Annotated in this window: 23 protein-coding genes; 19 read left to right on the forward strand and 4 right to left on the reverse strand. The window is 41.7% G+C overall.

The genetic code is table 11. The features are described 5' to 3' along the window. Positions 1-107 precede the first annotated feature (107 nt). Entirely contained in the window at positions 108-980 is an 873-nt protein-coding gene (locus tag DV740_RS04895; RefSeq protein WP_117841206.1) for a PHP domain-containing protein, read from the forward strand. Positions 981-1,298: 318 nt separating this feature from the next. On the opposite strand, the gene DV740_RS04900 is transcribed toward DV740_RS04895, so the two are convergent. Genes DV740_RS04900 through pheA form a run of 4 tightly spaced genes read right to left on the reverse strand, consistent with a single transcriptional unit; the run spans position 1,299 to position 7,517 of the window. Then, positions 1,299-3,494: an RNA degradosome polyphosphate kinase gene (locus tag DV740_RS04900; protein ID WP_117841207.1), complete on the reverse strand. Its 2,196-nt coding sequence runs from the start codon at positions 3,492-3,494 to the stop codon at positions 1,299-1,301. 12 nt (positions 3,495-3,506) lie between these two features. Continuing rightward, positions 3,507-5,039, reverse strand: a complete 1,533-nt coding sequence (locus DV740_RS04905; RefSeq protein ID WP_117841208.1) for a Ppx/GppA phosphatase family protein — start codon at positions 5,037-5,039, stop codon at positions 3,507-3,509. A gap of 30 nt (positions 5,040-5,069) precedes the next feature. Further along, the gene (locus tag DV740_RS04910) at positions 5,070-6,365 is read right to left on the reverse strand and encodes an ATP-binding protein (protein WP_117698734.1); all 1,296 of its coding nucleotides are present in this window, start codon (positions 6,363-6,365) and stop codon (positions 5,070-5,072) included. Between the two features lie 21 nt (positions 6,366-6,386). Next, on the reverse strand, positions 6,387-7,517 hold the full coding sequence (gene pheA, locus DV740_RS04915) for a prephenate dehydratase (RefSeq protein WP_118057244.1): 1,131 nt from the start codon (positions 7,515-7,517) through the stop codon (positions 6,387-6,389). Between the two features lie 466 nt (positions 7,518-7,983). On the opposite strand from pheA, the gene DV740_RS04925 reads away from it, so the two are divergent. From DV740_RS04925 to DV740_RS05015, 18 genes are all read left to right on the forward strand, one after another. Further along, a complete protein-coding gene (locus DV740_RS04925) occupies positions 7,984-9,003 on the forward strand; it encodes a DUF5050 domain-containing protein (protein WP_117841209.1) in 1,020 nt (339 codons plus the stop codon). Positions 9,004-9,359: 356 nt separating this feature from the next. Continuing rightward, on the forward strand, positions 9,360-12,413 hold the full coding sequence (locus tag DV740_RS04930) for an SrtB-anchored collagen-binding adhesin (RefSeq protein WP_008787610.1): 3,054 nt from the start codon (positions 9,360-9,362) through the stop codon (positions 12,411-12,413). A 234-nt stretch (positions 12,414-12,647) separates the two neighbouring features. Next, on the forward strand, positions 12,648-12,974 hold the full coding sequence (locus tag DV740_RS04940) for a YdcP family protein (protein WP_005339720.1): 327 nt from the start codon (positions 12,648-12,650) through the stop codon (positions 12,972-12,974). A 15-nt stretch (positions 12,975-12,989) separates the two neighbouring features. Beyond that, positions 12,990-13,373 (forward strand): YdcP family protein, encoded by a 384-nt coding sequence (locus DV740_RS04945; RefSeq protein ID WP_008787611.1) that lies wholly within the window; start codon positions 12,990-12,992, stop codon positions 13,371-13,373. Between the two features lie 116 nt (positions 13,374-13,489). Continuing rightward, complete coding sequence (locus DV740_RS04950; RefSeq protein WP_017143883.1) at positions 13,490-14,131, forward strand: DUF3796 domain-containing protein; 642 nt, start codon at positions 13,490-13,492, stop codon at positions 14,129-14,131. Between the two features lie 3 nt (positions 14,132-14,134). Beyond that, positions 14,135-14,338 carry a helix-turn-helix transcriptional regulator gene (locus DV740_RS04955; RefSeq protein WP_008787613.1) on the forward strand — a complete coding sequence of 68 codons (204 nt, stop codon included), beginning with the start codon at positions 14,135-14,137 and terminating at the stop codon, positions 14,336-14,338. 68 nt (positions 14,339-14,406) lie between these two features. Next, positions 14,407-15,801 carry an FtsK/SpoIIIE domain-containing protein gene (locus tag DV740_RS04960; protein WP_008787614.1) on the forward strand — a complete coding sequence of 465 codons (1,395 nt, stop codon included), beginning with the start codon at positions 14,407-14,409 and terminating at the stop codon, positions 15,799-15,801. 183 nt (positions 15,802-15,984) lie between these two features. Further along, positions 15,985-17,181 (forward strand): MobT family relaxase, encoded by a 1,197-nt coding sequence (gene mobT, locus DV740_RS04965; protein ID WP_008787615.1) that lies wholly within the window; start codon positions 15,985-15,987, stop codon positions 17,179-17,181. A gap of 12 nt (positions 17,182-17,193) precedes the next feature. Continuing rightward, positions 17,194-17,328 carry a DUF3789 domain-containing protein gene (locus tag DV740_RS04970; protein WP_017143882.1) on the forward strand — a complete coding sequence of 45 codons (135 nt, stop codon included), beginning with the start codon at positions 17,194-17,196 and terminating at the stop codon, positions 17,326-17,328. Next, positions 17,329-17,550 carry a hypothetical protein gene (locus tag DV740_RS04975; protein WP_002323342.1) on the forward strand — a complete coding sequence of 74 codons (222 nt, stop codon included), beginning with the start codon at positions 17,329-17,331 and terminating at the stop codon, positions 17,548-17,550. Between the two features lie 89 nt (positions 17,551-17,639). Continuing rightward, positions 17,640-18,260, forward strand: coding sequence for a hypothetical protein (locus DV740_RS04980; protein ID WP_008787617.1), 621 nt, complete (start codon positions 17,640-17,642; stop codon positions 18,258-18,260). 109 nt (positions 18,261-18,369) lie between these two features. After that, positions 18,370-18,666, forward strand: a complete 297-nt coding sequence (locus DV740_RS04985) for a hypothetical protein (RefSeq protein ID WP_008787618.1) — start codon at positions 18,370-18,372, stop codon at positions 18,664-18,666. Further along, a complete protein-coding gene (locus DV740_RS04990; RefSeq protein WP_008787619.1) occupies positions 18,585-19,088 on the forward strand; it encodes an antirestriction protein ArdA in 504 nt (167 codons plus the stop codon). Before DV740_RS04985 ends, DV740_RS04990 begins: the two co-directional genes overlap by 82 nt. Positions 19,089-19,105: 17 nt before the next feature. Next, the gene (locus DV740_RS04995; protein ID WP_002323345.1) at positions 19,106-19,609 is read left to right on the forward strand and encodes an antirestriction protein ArdA; all 504 of its coding nucleotides are present in this window, start codon (positions 19,106-19,108) and stop codon (positions 19,607-19,609) included. Between the two features lie 116 nt (positions 19,610-19,725). Then, entirely contained in the window at positions 19,726-20,124 is a 399-nt protein-coding gene (locus DV740_RS05000; RefSeq protein ID WP_009243016.1) for a conjugal transfer protein, read from the forward strand. Further along, positions 20,102-22,552 (forward strand): ATP-binding protein, encoded by a 2,451-nt coding sequence (locus DV740_RS05005; protein ID WP_008787620.1) that lies wholly within the window; start codon positions 20,102-20,104, stop codon positions 22,550-22,552. Before DV740_RS05000 ends, DV740_RS05005 begins: the two co-directional genes overlap by 23 nt. Next, positions 22,552-24,756 carry a CD3337/EF1877 family mobilome membrane protein gene (locus DV740_RS05010; protein WP_008787621.1) on the forward strand — a complete coding sequence of 735 codons (2,205 nt, stop codon included), beginning with the start codon at positions 22,552-22,554 and terminating at the stop codon, positions 24,754-24,756. The genes DV740_RS05005 and DV740_RS05010 overlap by 1 nt, the downstream gene beginning before the upstream one ends. After that, a complete protein-coding gene (locus DV740_RS05015; RefSeq protein WP_008787622.1) occupies positions 24,753-25,760 on the forward strand; it encodes a bifunctional lytic transglycosylase/C40 family peptidase in 1,008 nt (335 codons plus the stop codon). The genes DV740_RS05010 and DV740_RS05015 overlap by 4 nt, the downstream gene beginning before the upstream one ends. The last annotated feature ends 2 nt before the right edge of the window (positions 25,761-25,762 follow it).

Genomic DNA, 25,762 nt, shown 5'->3' on the forward strand with positions numbered 1-25,762 from the left:
TTTTTCTCATTTCTTCCGGATTGTCAAAACGAAAGATTATTCTTATAATCATATTCATAAATAATTCTAAAAAATAATTGTTTCGAGCTGTTAGAAAGGATTATACCATGGAAACAGGATTTATTGATTTACATGTACATTCAACCTGCTCTGACGGAACTTTTACTCCATCTGAGCTGGTTCATGAAGCCAGACGTCATTCGATATATGCCTTTGCCCTTACTGACCACGACTGTATCGATGGTATTAGAGAAGCACAGGAAGAAACCTTGCGGCTTAACTCCCCGGATGCACCGGAAGTCATTGCCGGTGTTGAACTCTCCTGTGAACTGGATGATCGTGAAATCCATATGGTCGGGCTATATATTAACCCGGACGATAAAGTATTTAATGATAAATTAAATGCATTCCGTTCTTCCCGCACAGACCGCAACCGCCTGATGGTTGATAAACTGCAGCAGGAGGCACACTTTGCCATTGATTATGACAGTCTTATCAGAGAATTTCCGGATGCAGTCATTACAAGGGCACATATTGCAAGATACCTTGTAAATCATGGTCTTGCCAAAGATATGAATGCAGTATTCAGTAAATATATCGGGGATGACTGTCCTTATTATGTAGACCGTCCTAAAATCACTCCGCAGGAAGGTATTTCCCTGATTCATCATGCCGGTGGTCTTGCCATTTTAGCCCATCCGGTACTCTATCGCATGAATGCAGACCGATTGGACGCTCTGGTTCAGACACTGGTAGAAGAAAGCCATTTAGATGGTATTGAAGCCGTCTATTCCAGCTACCAGCTTGGTGACGAACAGAACATCAAGAAGCTTGCACAAAAATATCATCTGCTTATTTCTGGTGGCTCTGACTTCCACGGAAGTAACAAACCTTATATTTCCATGGGAAACGGAACGAGACATATGCCGATTCCTTATTATATTTTATCGGATATTAAAAATGCGCTGCATTGCAGATAGCTTACTACTCATGTACACCAAGAGGGACTGTCATTTTACAATTTCTGTAAAACAACAGTCCCTCTTTATAGATACTTTCTATTTTTTGTCTTTCACCTCGTCTAATGCATTTCGAAAGATTCGTTCAAATTCATTTTCGGAACATTTTTTCCGGCTGGATTCATCCGAATACCCTCTATTCTGCTGTCTTTCCTGCTCATGAACGAGCAAAACAACCGGAACCTTAAAATAACCGTCATATCCGTATGCGACAATCCCCTCCCTGGAGCTTTATTTCAATGGTTTCATATTATATATCGGCAAAAGTGTCTGATTTCTTTAGTCCTCTACCGGTTCTGCCGGAATAAAAATACGGTCTTTTACCACATCTGCAGGCTTTGGTGCTGCTTCTTCTGCTTCCCTGCAGAACTGCAGCTGTGAATTCACCAGTACCTTTCCACGTTTGTCAACCTTTTCATAGGTGCCATCCTTCTGAAGGAGATGTGCTTTCGTATTATCTGCCAGTTCCACATCCAGAATATGCATTACTTTATGCTTTAACTCTTCATTTTCTACGGGGAAAATAATCTCTACACGGCGGTCTAAGTTACGCGGCATCCAGTCAGCACTTCCCATGTAAATTTCTTCCTGTCCATCATTATAGAAATAGAAAATTCTGCTGTGCTCCAAGAAATTTCCTACAATGGAACGCACTCTGATATTTTCACTGATCTTTGGAATGCCTACCTTCAGGCAGCAGATTCCACGTACCACCAGATCAATCTGCACTCCCGCTGCTGATGCTTCATACAAAGCTGCAATAATATCACGGTCACAAAGAGAATTCATCTTGGCAACAATTTTGGCTGTCTTTCCCGCCCTGGCGTATTTTGTTTCACGCTCAATTAATTTCAAGAAACGCTTCCGCAGCCAGATTGGTGCTACCACCAGCCGGTTCCAGGACAGCGGTTCAGAATAACCGGATAACATATTAAATACTGCTGTTGCATCTTCTCCGATTGCTTCCGAACAGGTAAAGATACCACAGTCTGTGTACAGCTTTGCAGTGGAATCGTTATAGTTTCCGGTTCCAAGATGTACATAACGGCAGATGCCTTCTTCTTCTCTTCTTACGACCAGTGCAATCTTGCTGTGGGTCTTTAAGCCCACCAGACCATAGATGACATGGCAGCCTGCTTTCTCTAATTTTTTTGCCCAGACAATATTATTTTCCTCATCGAAACGGGCTTTTAATTCTACCAGAACAGATACCTGTTTGCCATTTTCTGCTGCCTGCGCCAGCGATGCAATGATTGGCGAATTGCCGCTGACACGGTAAAGTGTCTGTTTGATTGCCAGTACATCCGGATCTTTGGCTGCCTGACGGATAAATTCGACTACCGGATCAAAGGTCTGGTATGGATGATGCAGTAAAATATCACCTTTTTTAATCGCATCAAAGATACTCTCTCCCTGCTGGATCTGCGGCACCGGCTGTGGCGTATATGGTTTGTAACGTAAATCATCACAGCCTTCCAGTCCATACATCTTCATCAGGTAAGTCAAATCAATCGGTCCATTGATTTTAAAGATATCATCCTCTGACTCTACCCGAAGTTCATCCTTTAAAAATGCCAGCAGACGCTTATCAATGCCATATTCCACTTCCAGCCGGATAACTTCGCCCCACTGCCGTTTCTTTAGGGATTTTTCAATTTCTTTCAGTAAATCCTCTGCTTCGTCCTCATCAAAGGAAAGGTCCGCATTACGCATAATACGATACGGATAAGCACAGACCACTTTATGGCCTAAGAACAATTTGGAAATATTCTTCTCAATAATCTGCTCCAACAGGATAAAGGATTTCTCGCCTTCCTTTACGGATGGAATTGGAATCAGCCTTGGTAATACAGATGGCACCTGAACGGTTGCATATTCATAGATGGTTCCGCCCTTCTTCCCCTCTGCCTTAAGCTTCTTCTCTTCTTCTTTGCCAAGGAGGTCATCCTTCTTCGGATTTTCTTCCAGTAAAGCTACAATGTTTAATGTCTTATTGCGAATCAACGGAAATGGTCTGGATGCATCCACTGCCATCGGTGTCAGTACCGGATATATATTTTCTTCAAAATAACGGTCTACATATTCTGCCTGAAAATTTTCCAAATCTTCATAGGCATCTACAATATAGATTCCTCTTGCATTCAATAGCGGAATCAGGGAACGGTTATAAGTAGAATACTGCAGTTCTACCAATTCCCTGGTATCATGATTAATGGCTGCTAACTGTTCAGACGCTGTCATACCGGCAATATCTGTTTTCTTATAGCCCGCATGTACCATATCCTTTAAAGAAGCCACACGTACCATGAAAAATTCGTCCAGATTTGAAGAAGTAATGCTGACAAATTTTAACCGCTCCAGCAGCGGAATGGATTTGTCTCTTGCTTCATTCAATACTCTGCCATTAAATTTAATCCAGCTCAACTCACGGTTTTCATAATATTCCGGATTCGTATATTCTTTTAATTTTTCCATTCGCATACTCTCCTAACTATAGACCTTTTTCACTTTAATCACCGGTTTCATACTGAATACTTCTTCAAAGAAGGACGCCTTGGACTCAAACAGTCCCTTTTCCAAGGTCACATCATCTTCCGTCTCTATGGTAATAATCAGATTTCTTCCGGAAACAGATGTCTTTACATTCTTAAATTTCTGCTTGTGGCTTCTATCCATGGCATTTGCCACCTTAAGGATAGCTGCAAGCTTGGCTACGGTAAGATAACTGTCATGATCCATCTTATCTGCCAGTCTGTCATAGCTGTCTATCGGTAGTGTATTATAAAGTACCGTAGACGCCACAATTTCACGCTCCAGATGAGTCAATCCAATAATTTCTGAAGAAATAATAATGTCATAGGAGCACTGCGGTCCATTAACCAGACTGACAAATTTACCACAGTCATGGAGAATGGCTGCTGTCCTTAGCATCAGCCGCTCTCTGTTTCCCAATCCATGAATCTTCTTCATGGCATCAAATATCCGGACTGCCATCTGCTCTAATGCTTCAAGATGTGGCTGATAGCCGAAATATCTTTTGGACATACATTCCGCCGCAGATATTACATCTTCTTCGAAATCATGTGTTGCTTTCACCATATTATGCCGCTGTGCATAATCATATGCTATACCATCATTTACATTCACACCCGGAACAACAACATTCTGCGCATTTAATGCAGCAACTAACTGACGATAGATAACCAGTGCCGGAATCAGCAATGCATCACTCTCGTTGGTGATTCCTAATTCTCTTGCAATCTGTCCTGTATTCTTGGCTCTCAGCTTCTCCGTATAACGATAGAACTTGTCCGCATCTACCATACATTTGCCATTTTCTTTACTGATTTTCGGCATAAATGCAGAGATATAATCTCCCATAAAAATAACATAACGGATGCCATCCTTTGGCAGATAAAGAGCTTTAAAGACCTCTAATTCCTTATCTACGACTTCCTGTATCTGCTGCTCATAATTACCGCTGCTTTGCATGCCAAGGTCAAAGAGTTTCTCCTGTACACGCATAATTCCAATCAGAAGATGCTGCGTGGTAACTACCTTTCCTTTTACAAAAAGTGTTATCTGCATACTGCCACCACCTACATCAACTACTGCTGCATTCTGACTGGTCATATCCTCAAAATTCTTCTGGGATGCCACCGTCTTATAACTGATAAAACGATGTTCCGAATTGCTCAGCACTTTCACATTAAGTCCGGTTCGAATCCGTATCTGGTCTAAAATAAATGCTTCGTTCTGTGCATCCCGGATGACAAGACCTGAATATGCTTCATACTCATCCGTCCGATACATCTCCATAATCCCCACGAATTCTTTCAGCACCTGACACAATTCATCCGCTGTTTCATATCCAACATATCCCTGGGAATAAACATCCCTTCCCAATTCTATTCTATGGCGGACATGGTCAATTTCCCGGATTCCTCTCTTAATGGAAAGCTCAAACACTTTCATGCTGATTTCATAAGACCCGATATAAATTGCTGCAAAAGTCTTCATCCGTGCTCCTCCTCCTGTGTAAATCTTCTGTTACACTTCCTGTCCTAACATATAATTGATAAACTGCTGTGCGGTTCTTCCGGAAAGTCCACCATGACTTAACTCCCATTTGTTGGCTTCTGCTAAAAGCTCTTCTGCCGGAAGATGTACTCCCTGCTTTTCTGCCAGTTCTACTACAATCTGCTGGAATTCTTTCTTGGTCGGTGCTCCAAAGTAAATAGATACACCAAAACGATATACCAGCGAAAGTTTTTCCTGTACGGTGTCAGAAGTATGCATATCCTCACGCACTTCCTCTTTATCTGAAAAGTTCTCACGAATCAGATGTCTGCGGTTTGAGGTTGCATAAATCAGCACATTGTCCGGTTTCTTCTCCAGCCCACCTTCAATTACAGCTTTCAAATATTTGTATTCAATTTCAAATTCCTCAAAAGATAAATCATCCATATATATAATAAATTTATAATTACGGTTCTTTATCATGGAAATAACCGTGTTCAAATCTTTAAACTGATGCTTATAAACTTCAATCAGGCGAAGTCCCTGCTCATAATACTGATTGGCAATTGCCTTTATGCTGGTTGATTTACCGGTACCTGCATCACCAAACAACAGACAGTTATTGGCACTCTTTCCCTTTACAAAAGCTTCTGTATTATCCACCAGCTTCTTCTTGGCAATTTCATAGCCTACCAGGTCATCGAGTTTCACATGAGCGATTCTGGTAATCGGTGCCAGTTCTACAACACCATTGGTATTCTGGATACGGAATGCCTTATGTAAGCCTAGATTTCCCACACCAAATCTTGCATAGAATCCGGTTACGCTGTCCTGAAATGCATTGGTATCCTTTGCTCCTGCCAGTTCTACAGCCAGTTCACAGATGCAGTCACGGATACGTTTGTTAAATACGCTTCCATTATCATCCGGTCCCTTGAAATTCTGAAGCACATCCATATCATCAATTTCCAGAGTCTTTGCCACTTCATTTAAGTTATAATCAAACATTTCTTTTAAAATAGCAAAATCATGGGCTGCAATCGCATTGATACTTCCGTTTACTGCTCCTTTCATTTCGCAGGCGGTACTGTAGGCATTTTCATTATTTACCATAATAAACGCAAGAAAACAGTGCCACAGATTTCCTTCAAAACCGTGGCTCACTGCCAGTTCAATCAGTTGGTTCAAACATCTATAATACAATTCTACTATATCAGACCGATTGTAAAATTCACTATCATAGTTTTCCAAAATCCATGTAAAATTATAAAATAATTCTCCATTTTCAAAGTTCTTATATAAAATTAATTCTCCTGAATGTTTCATCTTAATGTCTTACCTGTCTTTCTAATAATTTCCAAGAATTTTAAAGTTTTCAGCTTCTTCTTTGATTCCATGCAATGCATTCTTTACTGCACTCTCATTTAAATTTCCTTCAAAGTCAATAAAGAAACGATATTCCCAGTTCCGCTCTCCTAATGGTCTTGATTCTATCTTATTCATGTTCAAATCATTAAAAATAAAATGGGATAACATATGATAAAGAGATCCACTTTCATGCGGAATTTCAAAGCAGATACTGATTTTTCCGGCATTCTTTAAGAATATCTTACGGCCGGTTACAATGACAAACTTTGTACAGTTATTGCTGTTATCCTGGATATGCTCGTCCAATATATCAAGCCTGTAAATATCGGCAGTAAGACGGCTGGCAATGGCTGCCTGTCTTAGGAGACCATCTTCTTTTACTTTTTTTGCTGCCATGGCAGTATTCTTAAAGCTGTGTTTTTCCCAGTTCCGATGCTCGTCCAAATATCTACCACACTGCATCAGTGCCTGCGGATGGGAATATACCTGTTCAATATCAGATAGCTTTGAGCCTTTCGTTCCGAGCAGGCAGTGGTCTATTGGAATAATCTGTTCTCCCACGATACAATTATCATATTCTACCAGCAAATCATAATTTTCTGACACAATTCCGGCAGAAGAATTCTCAATCGGAAGCACTGCATAATCTGCTTCTCCTTTTGCGATTGCTTCCATGGCATCCCGCCAGGTCTGCACATGATAACTGTTTGTGGTATCATGGAAAAACTGCTGCATTGCCATCTGGCTGTATGCGCCCTCTTCTCCCTGATATACGATTCTTATATTTTTATCCGGAAGTGCCGCTGCCTCTTCAAATGGTATCGGCTCCATAATGCCTTTTTCTGCCAGCTTCTGATACTGCCTTTTTCTGCTCATGCTCATCAGATGTTCAAAAAGCTCTCTTGTTCCACGCTTTAAAAACGGGTCATCTACCATGGAAGTTACCTTTTCTAACTTTTCTTCTTCCCTTGCCTTATCAAAGACTTTTTTCCCGGTAGAAAGCTTATAATCTGCCACCTGTTCGGTCAGTGCCATACGTTTTTCATACAGTGACACCAGCTCTTTGTCCACGCTGTCAATTTCTGCTCTTATCTCTTTTAAATCTTTCATTGTTATCTTTCACCTTATTATTTTTTTCTATCATATACCATTCCCATTTCGGTTGCAAGTTTCCCGAAAGAAAGTTATAATTTTTATCGTAAGAATTGTGGAATTTGGAAATGTTATAGGAAAGTTCTTTCCGTTGCTTTGACTGGATAGCGACTTTGTCCGGCTGCAGCGGATACATCCTTTCGTCTGCAAGGGGCACTAAGAATTTCCATTTTATATCACATAGTTGTGGCAACCGGCGCAAATTCACATCCATGTTCAACTTGCGCCTCGCTGGCACATCCTGTGCCAGCGTTGCCAGTTATTAATGAAATTCCAAGTGCCCCTAACAGACTACAGAAATTGCATCCGCAATCAGCCGGACAAAGCTGCCATTCTGTCAAATATCGGAAAGAAAAACATCCTCCTGTCGTATTTCCAAATTTCACAATCGTCTGATTACATATAACATCAAAGGAGGATTCTTATGAAAAACAAACGAAAAAAACAGCTCTTTATCACGATTGCAATTATTCTTATTCTGATTACAGTGTTTTGTCTGATTCATTTTCTCAACCGCACAAAAATGAATTCCGGTTATGTCAATGGAAATTCTGCCGGTAATCTTTATAACGGTGGACTTTTCTGTGAAAGCAACGGCACTGTTTTCTTCAGTAATCCTTCCGACAACCACCGACTCTATTCCATGAATCCTGATGGTTCTGATATGAAGAAGCTTTCCGATGATACCGTCTCTTATATCAATGCAGATGATCACTATGTTTACTATGTCCGAAACAACAAGAGTGAGGATACTAATTTCTCTTTTCTGAATTTTGGAACTAACAGCTTATGCCGTATCAACCGTGATGGAGGCAGGGTTACCATTTTAGATGACGACCCAAGTCTTTATGCCGGACTGTACGGAAATTATATTTACTATATCCACTATGACAAAGAAACGGCTTCTACCCTGTATCGGATAAAAATCGACGGAACAAAAAAAGAACAGGTTTCTAAGTTTCCTTATAAGACCTGCTCCTCTAATGGACAGTATATGTACTTTAATGGCGAAAACGATTCCCACTCTCTCCTGCAGCTTGATACTGCTGACAACTCTGTTGCTACACTCTATAGCTGCACCTGTTATGAACCGACTGTAATTAATGACACGGCTTATTACATGGATGGAGACAACGATTATGGACTAAGCACTTATTCCTTAAGCAGCGGTACTGCCAACCTTATCATTCCATCCAGAATTGACTGCTACAACGTCACCGGGGATTATATCTATTATCAAAAAAATGGAGAGGGTGCCGGTATCTACCGCTGTCTCACCGACGGAAGCAATGAGGAATTACTGATATCCGGTAATTATACCGCATTACATACCACCTCACAGTACCTTTACTTCTATGAATACGGCAATGACTCTGTCTGTTATCAGATGCCACTTAGCGGAACCGGAAATGATATCGGTGTATTTACGCCGGAGAAATTATAATCTACCATTCCAAAAGCCGCATCAGAGCTGAAGTTTTTCTTCCTCTCCAATGCGGCTTTTTCTATTTTATTAAAAACACAATAAAAATCTGATTATCCGCTAAAACACAGTATCTATCAGCATTTTCAAGAAAACAAACACATCAATTTACTACTTATTTACTACTAAAGAATGAGCCTTGATACGCAAGTTTTCTTAGATATGCAAAGATATGGTACAGCACATCCGTATTGAAACAACAAAAAATTGAATATTTCATAGACTATGGAACGCCTAAAATGACGTTCCTTTTCTATTTCCAGCCGTTCTTATTGGACGGCTATTTTATTACCTAAAATGAAAGGAGCATTAGATTTATGAAAAAGACATGGAAACGATTGTGTACGGGCTTCTTAGCTCTTGCAACTGTCGTTACTGCTTTACCGACTACACCCGTCCATGCAGAAAGTAAGCAATACTGGACGGAAAGTGCAGAGCGTGTCGGTATCATTGAAAAAGTAATGAATGACGGTTCTATCGGTTCGACATTCAATGAGGGTTATATGAAAGTCGAGGGCGAAACTGCCTATTGTATCGACATCAATACAGATTTTAAGAATGGCTACAAGACCAGAGCTGACGCAAGCTCACGCATGAGTGCCGACCAGATTTCAGATGTGGCGTTATCCTTAGAGTATGTCAAACAGTATGGCGAAACTCACAAGGAATTGAACTACAAGCAAGTCTATCTGTTGGAACAATGTGTGGTCTGGCAGAGATTGAGCGTACATCTTGGCTGGCAATGCGACAACGTGCGAGCTTCTTATGATGAAATTCCAAAAGCTACGCAGGACGAAGTTTTCTCTGGTGCAAAAGCCTTTGTTAAAGAAAACAAAGGACGCTATGAATGTGGCGGTTATATCTACTCTGGCGAGGGGCAGGAATTGGGGCAATTCTGGGCGAAATTAAATGTCGGAAATGCGAAACTGCAAAAGACTTCCAGTAATACCAGTATTACAGACGGTAACGGGAATTACTCTGTCGCTGGTGCGACCTATGGTGTCTTTTCTGATAAGGACTGCACGAAACAGCTTGCCACCCTTACGACTGATGAAAACGGAAATACAGATGTTGTAGAGGTAAAGGCTGGCACAGTTTATATCAAGGAACTTTCTGCACCAGCAGGATATAAAGTAGATAAAACTGTATATTCCTTAAAGGTTGAAGCTGGAAAGACAGCGACCTTGAAAGTATCAGATATACCAAAAGTAACGGACACTTTGATTGAGCTTTTCAAGATTGATATGGAAACACAGAAAGACAATCCGCAGGGGAACGCTTCTCTAGCAGGTGCGGAATTTACATGGAAGTATTATGCTGGCTTCTATAACAAAGACAATCTCCCTGCCGAAGCTACTCGTACATGGGTTACAAAGACAATCGCCGAAACAGACAGCGACGGGACAACCCATTACATCACAAAATTAGGGGACGCTTACAAGGTATCTGGCGACAGTTTCTATATGCAGGACGGCAAAGCGGTTCTTCCTTTAGGAACACTAACCGTTGAGGAAACAAAAGCTCCAAACGGTTACTTGCTTGATGGTGCATATATGCAGGCTGGCGATAAGTCCGAACAGATTAAGGGCTTATATGTAACACAGATTACCGAGGACGGCGACCTTGCCGTATTATCTGGAAGTAACCAGTTTTCCGTATCAGATAAGATTATCCGTGGCGGTGTGAAAATTCAGAAACGAGATTTAGAAACGGGCGATACGAAGCCACAAGGAAGTGCCACTTTGAAAGATACTGCCTTTGACATCATTTCCTTAAATGATAATTCTGTTTTGGTTGAGGGCAAGCTATACAAGAAAAATGAAGTGGTAAAAACAATCCATACAGACCTTGAGGGTGTCGCTTCTACTTCTTCTGACCTTTTACCTTATGGAAACTTCCGTATCGTTGAAAGTGAAGCTCCCGACGGTTACTTAACTGACGGTGTAAAACCGATTGATTTTACAATCACAGAAAATGGAAAAATCGTGGACTTAACCGACGAATCTCATTCTATCTACAATCAGATTAAGCGTGGGGATATTGAGGGCGTAAAAATCGGTGCAGGCACACACAAGCGTCTTGCTGATGTTCCGTTTCGGATCACAAGCAAGACGACGGGAGAAAGTCATGTTGTAGTAACTGATGATAACGGGCAATTCTCCACTTCTGCTGACTGGGCTTCTCATAAGCACAATACCAACGCAGGCAAGACCAGCGAGGACGGTGTGTGGTTTGGAACTTCTGAACCAGACGACAGCAAGGGTGCATTGCCTTATGATACTTACATCATTGAAGAAATGAAATGCGACAGCAACAAAGGTTTTAAACTTATCCCACCTTTTGAAATCGTGGTATCAAGAAATAACCTTGTGATTGATTTAGGGACTTTGACTGATGAATACGAAAAAGAAATCTCTATCCATACCACAGCGACCAGCAAGGACGGCGAAAAGACAATCCTTGCAGGAAAAGAGGTTACAATCGTTGATACTGTCAAATTAGACGGACTTACCAAAGGCACAAAATATCAGCTCAAAGGCTGGCAGATGTTAAAGGAAGAAAACGCCGAGCTTGTCATTGACGGGAAACGTGTAGAAAACGATTATACCTTTATCGCTGATGATGAAGAAATGAAAGTGGAAATTTCTTATACATTCAATGCGTCTGCTTTAGGTGGCAAGAACCTTGTTACCTTTGAAGAATTGTATGATTTGAGCAATCCAAAAGAACCTGTAAAAGTTGCGGAACACAAAGACATTGAGGACGACGGGCAGACGGTACTTATTACAGAACGTATCATCAAAATTCATACGACTGCTACGGATAAGGACGGCAACAAAGAACTTGAAGCTGGAAAAGAGGTAACAATCATTGATACCGTAACCTTAGAGGGCTTAGAAGTCGGTACACAGTACAAACTTGTAGGCTGGCAGATGTTGAAAGAAGAAAATGCAGAGCTTCTTATCGACGGAAAACGTGTGGAAAGTGATTATACATTTACCGCTGACAGCGAAACTATGAAAGTGGAAGTTGCCTTTACCTTTGACGCTACTTCTCTTGATGGCAAACAGCTTGTAACTTTTGAAGAATTGTACGATTTAAGCAATCCAGACGAGCCGAAGAAAGTTACCGAGCATAAAGACATTGAGGACGAGGGACAGACGATTACCTTTAAGGAAAAACCAGAAGTCCCAGAAGAACCAGAGAAACCCGAAACACCGCCGACACCAGAGAAGCCACACCGACCTAGCGACAGTCCCAAAACGGGCGATAACACAAACCTTTACGGACTGCTTGCACTTCTTTTAACTTCTGGTGCTGGGCTGGCAGGTATCTTCTTCTACAAACGCCGTAAAATGAAGAAATCATAAGGCGGTAACGGTATGAGGAAAGAAAAATCACGCTCTCCGCCGAAGCTGTCAAACGGCAGACTTCCGCTTATTCTGGCTTGTCTGCTACTTACCTGCAAGAACACGGATAGTCAAGGGTGCGTAAGCATTGATTTTACCCTTTACTATCGGTGGGATTGCTGGTACTTCCCAAACCGCCAGAATAAGAAATCACAATCAATTTATCAAAAATAGAAAGAAACGAGGTAAAACAATATGGAAATGAAATATGTCGTGCCAGATATGGCACAGTCTTTTGGAACTCTTGAATTTGCAGGCGAAAGTGAGCCAGTCTTTGAAAGAGATAAAAATAACCGCAGGGTCTTAGCCAGACGAAGCTATAACCTTTATTCTGACGTACAAAAAGGCGAAAATGTTGTGGTGGAAATTCCCGTGCAGGCTGGCGAAAAGAAGTTCAAGTATGAACAGAAAGTAAAACTTGTCAATCCGAAGTTATACGGCAGAGGTTACGCAATCGGGGATATGGGACATACCGATTATGTGTTAGTTGCTGATGATATTGTAGCAGTTGAAGAAAAGTAAAGGAGTGAAGAATTTATGAGATTATCAAACGGGTTTGTTATTGACAAAGAGAAAACATTTGGAGAATTAAAATTTACAGCGGTGCGTGATGTGTTCTTACAAAATGAGGACGGGACACCGAGTACCCAGCTTAAAAAGCGTATCTATGATTTGAAGTGCAGTCTGCATGGTGGAATTATCCCCGTGTCCGTACCGCCAGAAGTACCGTTAAGGGAATTTCCGTACAATGCAGTTGTGGAGCTTGTCAATCCCGTAGCCGATACGGTATCAAGAAAGACTTATACGGGTGCAGATGTGGACTGGTATGTAAAGGCAGAGGATATTGTATTGAAGAATAAAGGCAACCAGAACGCAGGCAGTCCACAGAACCCTACAACGCAGGGACAGCCGAAGAAATAAAAGTGATGTATTTGTCTTAATTTTGATTGACCAATTTTGATTGACACAAACAATGCGGAGTGATATATTTATCTCATAAAGATACAAAAACATCTCATTTGAAAGGAGAGATAAATATGTCAAAGAAACAAATTAAAAAAATTATTTTTATGGGGGTAGGGTGTGCTTTATTGCTTATTGTTGGTACAATCTACTCCCTATTATACAATAATGGACGCTGGGTCAAAAATATGGATATGTCGGAATATGTATTTTCTTACAAGGATATTCCTATGTTAGTAATTGGAGCTTTAATAGCACTATATGCTATCTATATAGTAATTATCTGCTTTAAAAATGTCTTTTCAAAAAACAGCAGGGAAAAACGATATTCAAGAACAATTTCTCCTTACTGGGGATTTTGTGGAATGTTTGGTTTTCTGGGGTTTGGCGGATTTTGGACATACTATAAATTTGGAGAAATATTTCCTTTTGCTTTTTTCATATTTTTTGGTTTTTTCAGTTTTTTCTTTGAAGGTAAACTTTCTCATATCTTAGAAGATGAGCTTTTTCAAGAAAATAAACGTAAGGCACAATTAGAAGCTTACAAGATAGGTTTTAAACTATTATTTGTAGTTATCTGGCTTATGGCAATAGGTATGTTTTCCCGTAATGTTGAGTGGTGTGCAATGTTTATGCTGATTTCTGTTTCACTTATCTATGCTCTTGTTCTTTTTCTTAGCAACTATTTATTATATCGTTATGAAAAAAGGGAATAAATTATGGAAGCAAAGTTTGTATGTAATTTAAAAAAATATCGTGTAGCACAAGAATTAACACAAGAACAACTCGCTGACATTGTAGGTGTTCGTCGTGAAACTATTATGAGATTAGAAAAAGCACAATATAATCCGTCACTTAAATTGGCAATAGATATTTCAAGAGCTGTAAAAGCTCCGATAGAAGATATATTTATTTTTGAATAAAGACAGTTTAAAGCAGTTAGTCTTAGGATTGACTGCTTTTTTCGTACACAGAAAGGAGAGATTGTTTTATGCGTAAGATTTGGAATAAAGGACACCGTATCAGAGCCAGCGACAAGCACCTTGTTTACCACTTTTCCATAGGAACGCTTCTGTTTGTATTCGTGGCGGTTCTCCTGCTACTGAATAGTAAACAGCTCATGCGTACCGATTGGGAGCATTTCAGCTTGTTAGAGAACGGCTTGACGCTTTGCCCTTACAACTTCATAACTATACTGATAGCGACTGGTGTTTGTGCATTGGTCGCTTTTGGGTATTACCGCTTCTGTTACGACAGTTTCAAGAAGCTCCTGCACCGTCAAAAGCTGGCAAGAATGGTACTGGAAAACAAGTGGTATGAAGCCGATACCGTACAAGACAGCGGTTTTTTTACTGACCTGCAAAGCAGATCAAGGGAAAAAATCGTCTGGTTTCCAAAGATTTATTATCAAATGGAAAAAGGCTTGCTTCATATCCGCTGTGAAATCACGCTGGGAAAATATCAAGACCAGCTTTTACGGTTAGAGGATAAGCTGGAAAGTGGCTTGTATTGCGAGCTGACTGACAAGACCCTGCATGACGGCTATATTGAATATACCCTGCTTTATGATATGATAGCGAACCGCATTACCATTGATGAAGTACGGGCAGAAAATGGCTGTCTTAGACTGATGAAAAATCTTGTCTGGGAATATGACGCACTCCCTCACGCTCTGATTGCTGGTGGGACTGGTGGCGGTAAAACCTATTTTCTGCTGACGCTCATTGAAGCCTTACTGCATACAAACGCTGTCCTTTACATTTTAGACCCAAAGAACAGCGACCTTGCGGACTTGGGAACAGTCATGCCAAACGTCTACCATACTAAAGAAGAAATGATAGATTGCGTCAATGCCTTTTATGAGGGCATGGTACGACGAAGCGAGGAAATGAAACGACACCCGAACTATAAGACGGGCGAAAACTACGCCTATCTTGGACTGCCTCCCTGCTTTCTTATCTTTGATGAATATGTGGCATTTTTTGAAATGCTGGGGACGAAAGAAAGCGTGGGCTTACTTAGCCAGTTAAAGAAAATCGTTATGTTAGGACGACAAGCAGGTTATTTCCTTATCGTTGCCTGCCAGCGTCCAGACGCAAAGTATTTCTCGGACGGTATCAGAGATAACTTCAATTTCCGTGTGGGACTTGGGCGTATCAGCGAATTAGGTTACGGTATGCTGTTCGGTTCAGATGTGAAAAAGCAATTTTTCCAGAAGCGTATCAAGGGGCGTGGCTATTGTGATGTGGGAACAAGTGTTATCAGTGAATTTTACACGCCTTTAGTCCCGAAAGGACATGATTTTTTACAGACTATCTGCTCTCTTGCACAAGCAAGGAAGGACGGGACGGCGACGTGCGAAGCGAAAGGCGACGGCACGGACTAGCCGTTGCTGGTGTGGCGTAAGCCACGCCAGCAGGTAAAACCCCTCGGTATCTAACAGAGGGGTACGTTTGCAAATAGACAATAGACGAAAAACACAGGAAACATAAGGCTTATCGCATGGTTTCCTAGCAAAAATCGGCTGTGAAGTCGCCTTAAAAAACTTCACACTTGACAGATTGGGGGTATGGTTCTGAATGAAGAACAATGGATAAAAGAATTACGGGAAAAACGGATTGCTTACGGTATCTCACAAGGCAGGCTGGCGGTGGCGTCTGGTATCACAAGAGAATATCTCAACAAGATAGAAAGCGGAAAAATGAAGCCGTCAAAGGAACTTCTGAATACTCTGCATAAAGAACTGGCAAAGTTCAATCCAGAAGCACCGCTTACCATGCTGTTTGATTATGTGAAAATTCGTTTTCCCACGCTGGATATACAGCACATCATCAAAGATATATTAAAACTGAATATCAACTATATGCTCCATGAAAATTACGGGCGTTACAGTTATACGGAGCATTACTCTTTAGGGGACATCTTTATCTATACGTCGGCTGACGAAGAAAAAGGTGTCCTTTTAGAGTTAAAGGGGCGTGGTTGCAGGCAGTTTGAAAGTTACCTGCTGGCACAGCAAAGAAGCTGGTATGACTTTCTTATGGACGCACTTATAGACGGTGGCGTGATGAAGCGTATCGACCTTGCTATCAACGACCATACGGGCATTTTGGATATTCCAGAGCTTGCGGAAAAATGCAGGAAACGGGAATATATCGGAAAGTCCAGAAGCTATAAGTTTTACCAGTCGGGCGAGCTTATCAAGCACAGAGAGGACGACAGAGAATATATGGGGCGTACCCTTTATCTTGGGTCGCTGAAATCAGATGTGTATTTCTGTATCTATGAAAAGGACTATGAGCAGTACGTCAAGTTAGGGACACCTCTGGAAGAAGCCGACATTATCAACCGTTTTGAAATACGGCTTCGCAATGAACGAGCCTATTATGCGGTACGAGATTTACTGACCTATTATGACGCAGAACAGACCGCTTTTTCTATCATCAATCAGTATGTGCGGTTTGTTGATGAAGAACCCGACAAGCGAAAAAATGACTGGAAGCTCAATGACCGCTGGGCTTGGTTTATCGGCGATAACAGACAGAGCTTGAAGCTGACGACAAAACCAGAGCCTTACACCTTAGACCGCACATTGCGGTGGGTACAACGGCAGGTAGCACCGACCTTAAAAATGCTGAAAAAGATTGATAAGGGAAACGGTACAGACTACATGGAAACAATCGAACAGCAGGCAAAGCTCACAGAAAAGCATGAAATGATAATCAAACAGCAGACGACCCCTGCAAAAGATTTAGTAGAAAGTTAGGAGTGATAAAAAATGTGGGTATTATTAAAAGACTTCCTGCTGGTATCTATGGGAATGGGTATCGGCGTAGTCTTGATGTGTATTTTGAATGTCGGCAAAGAAGCTGACTATGAAATGGAACAATTAAAAGAAAGCGAGGACAATTAAATGAATTTCGGACAAAATTTATATCAATGGTTTTTATCAAACGCACAGAGCTTAGTGCTTATGGCGATTGTGGTTATCGGTATCTACTTAGGGTTCAAGCGTGAGTTTTCAAAGCTCATTGGCTTCTTGGTAGTTGCCTTGATTGCTGTCGGCTTGGTATTCAATGCCGGCGGTGTGAAAGATGTACTGTTAGAGCTGTTCAACAAGATTATCGGTGCATAAAATTTTATTGTAGTGCTAATATGTGAGTGATATAATATGGATATGAAGAAAACGACAAATATGAATTTGAACTTAGGAGGAAAACTATTGTGTCAAATATAAAACTAAGAAATACATATAAGTCTTATACAGCGATATTTGTAATTGGTATATTAGTAGGGTGTATATGTAGACTGTTAGATTATTTTCCCGCAGATACACTATGGAGTTTTTCATCACCTCAAACATTGTTTGGTTTTTGGATTATTACCAATACTATCATCGTTATGTTAAGCACCTCAAATATTTGTGCAGGAATTAGTTCGTTCTTGTATATGTTTGGAATGACATTAAGTTTTTATGCTTTACAAGCAATATTAGGAATGTTTATACCTATGTTTTCCGGCGGATTCCGCTTTGGGCTATTCATATTGTTTACTGTTTGGTCAATCGCTTGTGCAATAGCAGCATTTATTCTGTACTATTGGAATAGGGAACATATTTTTAGTTCAGTATTATATTCTTTACCAGTAGGAGCATTATTTGCTGAAACAATAGCAGTTTTTATTTATTTTTTGGAACATCAAACATTCCTATTTCAGTTGTTAATGGATATTATAGGAGCTGTTGTGTTTACCATAATATTTTTCAAAAAAGTAAACTATAGAAAAATGTATATTGTCGGAATTGTATTAAGTACTTTGGTATTTTATTATATTTTTCCATGGTAGTTTATATTGATAAATCCCAGTTTGACAATTTCATATCCATACACACAAAGCAGTTAGTCTTAGGATTGACTGCTTTTTTCTTACCTAAATTTTAGATTGGAGTGATGAAATGAGCGATATTTTTAAGGATATGCAGACGAAAGTCGGCTGTGATTATATTTCCGACCTGCCCTCTTACAAGCGTAAGGTGTGGCAGGAAATGAAACGACTGAACCCTGCCGATTATGAAGAAAGACAGTTAGAAGATTTTTCTAAATATGTGTTTGGTATGTCGTACCAGACCTTACAAGATGTGATGAAACAACAGAAAGGACGTGAGGAACAATGCAGGAAACAAGGGTGCTGGTGGAAACGAAAGGAACAACTGGCGAAGAAACAACATCATACTGGTTTGACCTGCCGATAGATGTTGCAGAGTTTGAAGAAAAGTTAGGTGTCGGTGCAGAAAGTGGGGATTACCGCATTATCGAAAAGGTACTGCCCTTTGCTGATGAAGTCCACGAACATACAAGCGTGTACCAGCTCAACGAATTAGATTTTATGTACCGCCAGCTTTCAAGCGATATGCAGGAAGAATATGTATCACTTCTTACCGTGTATGAAAATTTAGAAGCACTTTATATTTGCAGGAACGTGATTACGGTTTATCCCGACTGCAAAAGCATGATAGATGTTGCAAGGCAAAAGCTGATGAACGACCCGACATTTAAGCATTTATCCGAGGACTGTCAAGAATATTACTTTGACTTTGAAGCCTACGCTTCTCACTTGCAGGAACACGGGAAATTTTTAGTAACAGAACACGGTATCTTTGAACTGCCAGAGTAGGAAATGAGGTGGTGCTTATGATTGATGATATGGCGGTTTACATTGCTAATCTTGGCAAATACAATGAGGGCTATTTAGTCGGTGCTTGGTTCACGTTCCCCATTGACGAGGAAGATGTGAAAGAAAAAATCGGCTTGAATGAACAGTATGAGGAATACGCTATCCATGATACCGACAACTTCCCCATTGCGATTGGCGAGTATGTTTCCATTGAAGAACTCAATGAGATGTATGAAATGATAGAGGAACTTCCCGACTATATTGTAGAGTGTCTGGACGAATTTATCAGCCACTACGGGACGCTGGAAGAAGTCGTGGAACACAAGGACGATATTTATTATTATCCCGACTGTGAAACTATGACAGACGTTGCCTATTACTACATAGACGAATTGCAGGCACTTGGGGACATTCCACCCAGCTTACAGAATTACATTGACTATGAAGCCTACGGGCGAGATTTGGATATGGGCGGTTGCTTTATTGAAACAAGCCGAGGTATGTGCGAGATACCATATTAACGCTGGAAGATCAGCGACAAGCATTGTTGTTACTGACAGCGTATTTCTCTTTAAGGGACAGTCTGAAAATGGCTGTCCTTTTCTATTTAGAAACTTACGAAAGGAGCTGAAAGAACTTGAAAAAGATTAAATCTTATACGGGTATCTGGAACGTGGAAAAAGTCTTGTATGCAATCAATGACTTTAACTTACCCTTTCCCGTTACCTTTACACAGATTACATGGTTTGTGATTACGGAATTTCTCATTATTCTGTTTGGGGATATTCCCCCACTTTCCATGATTGAGGGAGCATTTCTCAAATACTTTGGTATTCCCGTTGCTCTCACATGGTTTATGTCGCAGAAAACCTTTGACGGAAAGAAGCCGTACAGCTTTTTGAAATCACAGATAACCTATGCCCTGCGACCGAAAATCACTTATGCAGGAAAAGCCGTAAAACTGCATAAGCAGATACTCAATGAAACAATCACGGCAGTAAGGAGTGTGAACTATGTTCCCGATAAAATATATTGACAATAACCTTGTCTGGAATAAGGACAATGAGGTGTTTGCTTATTATGAGCTGATACCATACAACTATTCTTTCCTATCCGCAGAGCAGAAATTTATCGTGCATGACAGTTTCCGACAGCTTATCGCACAGTCCCGTGAGGGAAAAATTCATGCGTTGCAGATTGCAACGGAAAGCTCAATACGAAGTATGCAGGAGCAGTCAAAGAAGCTGGTTACGGGGAAATTAAAGGAAGTTGCCTGCCAGAAGATAGACGAACAGACCGAAGCGTTAGTATCAATGATTGGGGACAATCAAGTGGACTACCGCTTTTTTCTTGGCTTTAAGCTCATGGTTACGGAAGAACAGCTCAATCTGAAGAACATCAAAAAATCGGCGTGGCTGACATTCAAGGAATTTCTCCATGAAGTGAACCACACGCTGATGAATGACTTTGTTTCCATGCCGAATGATGAAATCAACCGTTATATGAAAATGGAAAAGTTGCTGGAAAATAAAATCTCCCGTCGCTTTAAGGTGCGTCGCTTGGAAATCCATGATTTTGGGTATCTCATGGAACATCTTTACGGCAGGGACGGTATCGCCTATGAAGATTATGAGTACCAGCTACCAAAGAAGAAATTACAGAAAGAAACGCTGATAAAATACTACGACCTTATCCGTCCGACAAGGTGTGTGATTGAGGAAAGCCAGCGGTATTTGCGATTGGAACATGAGGACAGGGAAAGCTATGTGTCCTACTTTACCGTCAATGCGATTGTTGGCGAGCTTGATTTTCCGTCGTCTGAAATCTTCTATTTCCAGCAACAGCAATTCACATTCCCCGTTGATACTTCTATGAATGTAGAAATCGTGGAGAACCGTAAAGCATTAACAACCGTCCGCAACAAGAAAAAGGAATTGAAAGACCTTGACAATCACGCTTATCAAGCAGGAAGTGAAACAAGCTCAAATGTGGTGGACGCATTAGACAGCGTGGATGAGCTGGAAACGGACTTAGACCAGACAAAAGAAAGTATGTATAAGCTCTCTTATGTAGTGCGTGTATCGGCTGATGATTTGGACGAATTAAAACGCCGTTGTGATGAAGTCAAAGATTTTTACGACGACCTCAATGTAAAGCTGGTGCGTCCTGCTGGGGATATGCTGGGGCTTCATTCTGAATTTCTTCCTGCCAGCAAGCGATATATCAATGACTACGTGCAGTATGTAAAATCAGATTTCTTGGCAGGTCTTGGTTTTGGTGCGACCCAGCAGTTAGGGGAAACTACGGGTATCTATATGGGCTATTCCGTTGATACGGGAAGAAATGTGTACCTGCAACCGTCGTTAGCTTCGCAGGGTGTAAAAGGTACAGTAACAAACGCTCTTGCTTCTGCTTTTGTCGGTTCGCTTGGCGGTGGAAAGTCATTCTGCAACAATCTTCTGGTATATTATGCGGTGCTGTTTGGCGGTCAAGCAGTCATTTTAGACCCCAAAGCTGAGAGGGGCAACTGGAAAGAAACGCTCCCAGAAATCGCCCATGAAATCAATATCGTAAACCTTACCAGCGACAAGGACAATGCAGGACTTCTTGACCCGTTCGTGATTATGAAGAATGTAAAAGACGCTGAAAGTCTGGCAATCGACATCTTAACATTCCTTACGGGTATTTCCTCTAGGGACGGCGAAAAATTCCCTGTACTTCGTAAGGCGGTACGCTCCGTTACCCAGAGCGACAGTCGGGGCTTGCTCCATGTGATAGACGAGCTACGCCGTGAAGATACACCCATATCAAGAAATATCGCAGAACATATCGACAGCTTCACGGACTACGACTTTGCACACCTGCTGTTTTCAGACGGTACGGTGGAAAATGCAATCAGTCTGGATAACCAACTCAATATCATTCAAGTAGCGGACTTAGTATTACCAGATAAGGATACAACATTTGAGGAATACACGACCATTGAATTATTGTCGGTGTCTATGCTGATTGTGATTAGTACCTTTGCCCTTGATTTTATCCATTCAGACAGAAGCATTTTTAAGATTGTAGACCTTGACGAAGCGTGGGCGTTCTTAAATGTGGCACAAGGCGAAACTTTATCAAATAAGCTGGTGCGTGCTGGACGAGCTATGCAGGCAGGCGTCTATTTTGTTACACAATCTTCTGGCGACGTGTCAAAGGAAAGTCTGAAAAACAATATCGGCTTGAAGTTTGCCTTTCGTTCTACTGACATCAACGAGATAAAGCAGACCTTAGAATTTTTCGGTATCGACAAGGACGACGAGAACAACCAGAAACGCTTGCGTGATTTGGAGAACGGACAATGCTTATTGCAGGACTTATACGGGCGTGTCGGTGTGGTGCAGATACACCCAGTCTTTGAAGAACTGCTACACGCCTTTGATACCAGACCGCCCGTACAGAGAAATGAGGTGGAGTGATGAAAGAAAGGATAAAAGGTGCGTTCACAAAAAGGAAGATACTTCACTTTCTCAAAATGGCTCTGTTTGTCGTGGCACTCTCCCTTATCCTGCTCTCACTTCTGGGGACGGTGGCTCATGCGACGGGGCTTGTGGACGATACCATAAACGCAGAAAATCTTTACTCAAAATATCCGCTGTCGAATTACCAGCTTGATTTTTATGTGGATAATAGCTGGTCGTGGTTGCCATGGAACTGGCTGGACGGTATCGGAAAATCGGTGCAGTACGGACTTTACTGCATTACCAATTTTGTCTGGACGATAAGCCTTTATTTAAGCAATGCTACGGGCTATGTGGTGCAGGAAGCATACAAACTTGATTTTATTAACGATATGGCAGACAGTATCGGACAAAGCATACAGACCCTTGCAGGCGTTACCGAGAACGGCTTTTCTTCTACGGGCTTCTATGTCGGTTTCCTGCTTCTCATTATCTTAATAGTGGGACTTTATGTTGCCTATACGGGACTTATCAAACGCGAAACCAGCAAGGCACTTCACGCTGTTATTAACTTTGTGGTGGTGTTCGTGTTGTCCGCTTCCTTTATTGCCTACGCTCCCGATTACATCAAGAAGATAAATGAATTTTCATCAGACATCAGTACCGCTTCTTTGGACTTGGGAACAAAAATCATGCTCCCCAACTCTGACAGCGAGGGCAAGGACAGCGTGGACTTGATACGGGACAGCTTGTTTTCCATTCAAGTGGAACAGCCGTGGCTCTTGCTTCAATTTGGTAACAGCAACGCAGAGGAAATCGGGACAGACCGTGTAGAAGCTCTGGTATCAGTAAGTCCAGAGGACGAGGACGGCAAGACCAGAGAGGAAGTCGTGAAAACAGAAATCGAGGACAATGACAACAACAATCTGACGATACCGCAGGTCGTAAACCGTTTAGGTATGGTGTTCTTCCTGCTATTCTTTAACTTAGGTATCACGATATTTGTATTCTTGCTTACGGGTATGATGTTGTTCAGCCAGATACTCTTTATTATCTTTGCAATGTTTTTACCTATCAGCTTTCTACTTTCCATGATACCGAGCTATGAAAGCATGGCAAAGCAGGCAATCGTGAGGGTATTTAATACCATAATGACACGGGCAGGAATAACGCTCATTGTAACGGTGGCGTTCAGCATTTCCAGTATGTTTTATAACATCTCCACAGACTACCCGTTCTTTATGGTGGCGTTCTTGCAGATAGTGTGTTTTGCTGGTATCTATATGAAACTGGGCGACTTAATGAGTATGTTCTCACTTAATGCTGGCGACAGTCAAAACATGGGACGAAGAATTTTCCGCAGACCGTATCTGTTTATGCGACATAGGGCTAGGCGTATGGAACACCGTATTGCAAGGGCGGTAAGTGCTGGCGGTATTTCGGGTGGTGTGGCTGGTGCGGTAGCTGGAAGTGCCGTTGCTGGCAAGAGAGCCGAAAGAAAAAATACGGCTTCTAAAGAAAATCGGGGCAATACCACTTCCAGCATGGGACAGCGTGCAGGCTCAAAGGTGGGTGCTGTCTTAGATACGAAAAATAAAGTGAAAGACAAGGCTAACGCTGTCAAAGAGAATATCAAGGATATGCCGACACAGACCGCTTATGCGGTGTATTCCGCAAAGGAAAAGGCAAAGTCCAGCGTATCAGACTTCAAGCGTGGCATGGTGCAGGAACAGCAGTCCAGACAGACGGGACGCTTGGAAAAGCAGGAACAGCATAGACAGAATATCGCTGACAAACGTATGGAGCTTCAAAAGGCACAAGAAGCAAGACAAAGAAAGACGGACGGATCAGCGACAACGGGAGCTACCCGTCCCCATGAGCGACCAGCCACAGCTTCAACCATTCCAAAGCCGAGTGCGGAAAAAATGCAGGAAGTGAAACGTCCTGCCACAGCGACCACTTCAAAAGCAAGTGAACCAGTCAAGACAAATGTTGTGAAAGAGCGTCCGTTATCTTCTGGTGCTTCTGATAAGAAAGCGACCCAGCCTGCACAGCCAGTACATAGGCAGAATGTAGAAAAAGTAGTATCGCAGGAAACACGCCAGAATTACAAAGCAGAGCGTACTACAAAGAAACAGACCTTTGAACAATCAAAGCGTACAACGGAACATACCGAAAAGAACCGTAACCTTGTAACGAAGAAAGGACAGAAGAAAAAATGAAACTGAAACATATCGCTCTTATTGGCAGTCTGTTTCCTATCCTCTTTTCCATAGTCCTTTTCTTTGGTGTCCTCATTAGTGCGGACAGCGACGACGAGAACAGCAACTTTTCTTCTGGCATTACGGGTATGAATTTATCCGCAGAAGTCTTGAAACATCAGCCTATGGTGGAAAAATACGCCAGAGAAAACGGTATCTCCGAGTATGTCAACGTGCTACTGGCTATCATTCAAGTAGAAAGTGGCGGTACGGCAGAAGATGTTATGCAGAGTTCAGAAAGTCTTGGTTTACCGCCCAACTCTTTAGATACGGAAAGCTCAATCAAGCAGGGGTGTAAGTATTTTGCGTCCCTGCTTTCTTCCTGTAAAAATCAAGGTATCGACGATTTGAATGTAGCGATACAGTCCTATAACTATGGCGGTGGTTATGTGGGATATGTGGCAGGAAAAGGAAAGAAACACACCTTTAACCTTGCAGAGAGCTTCGCCCGTGAGAAATCGGGTGGAAAGAAAGTAACCTACACCAACCCGATAGCCGTTGCGAAGAACGGGGGTTGGCGGTATCAGTATGGCAATCAATTTTACGTCGAATTAGTCAATCAGTATTTAACTGTTCCGCAGGTATCGGGAGAGCTGGCACAAAAGGTCATGAATGAAGCGTTAAAATATCAAGGCTGGAAATATGTGTATGGCGGTAGCAATCCCAACACTTCTTTTGACTGTTCGGGACTGACGCAATGGTGCTATGGAAAAGCTGGTATCTCCTTACCGAGAACCGCACAAGCACAGTATGACGCAACCCAACATCTTCCACTTTCGCAGGCAAAGGCTGGGGACTTGGTATTTTTCCATTCTACCTATAACGCTGGAAGTTATGTAACACACGTCGGTATTCTTGTTTCGCCGACACAGATGTACCACGCAGGCGACCCGATAGGATATGCAGACCTAAGTAGTAGTTACTGGCAACAGCACTTAATCGGTGCAGGACGAGTAAAACAATAGAA

It is taken from the genome of Roseburia sp. AF02-12 (genome assembly GCF_003461765.1).
Classification (GTDB): domain Bacteria; phylum Bacillota; class Clostridia; order Lachnospirales; family Lachnospiraceae; genus Roseburia_C; species Roseburia_C amylophila.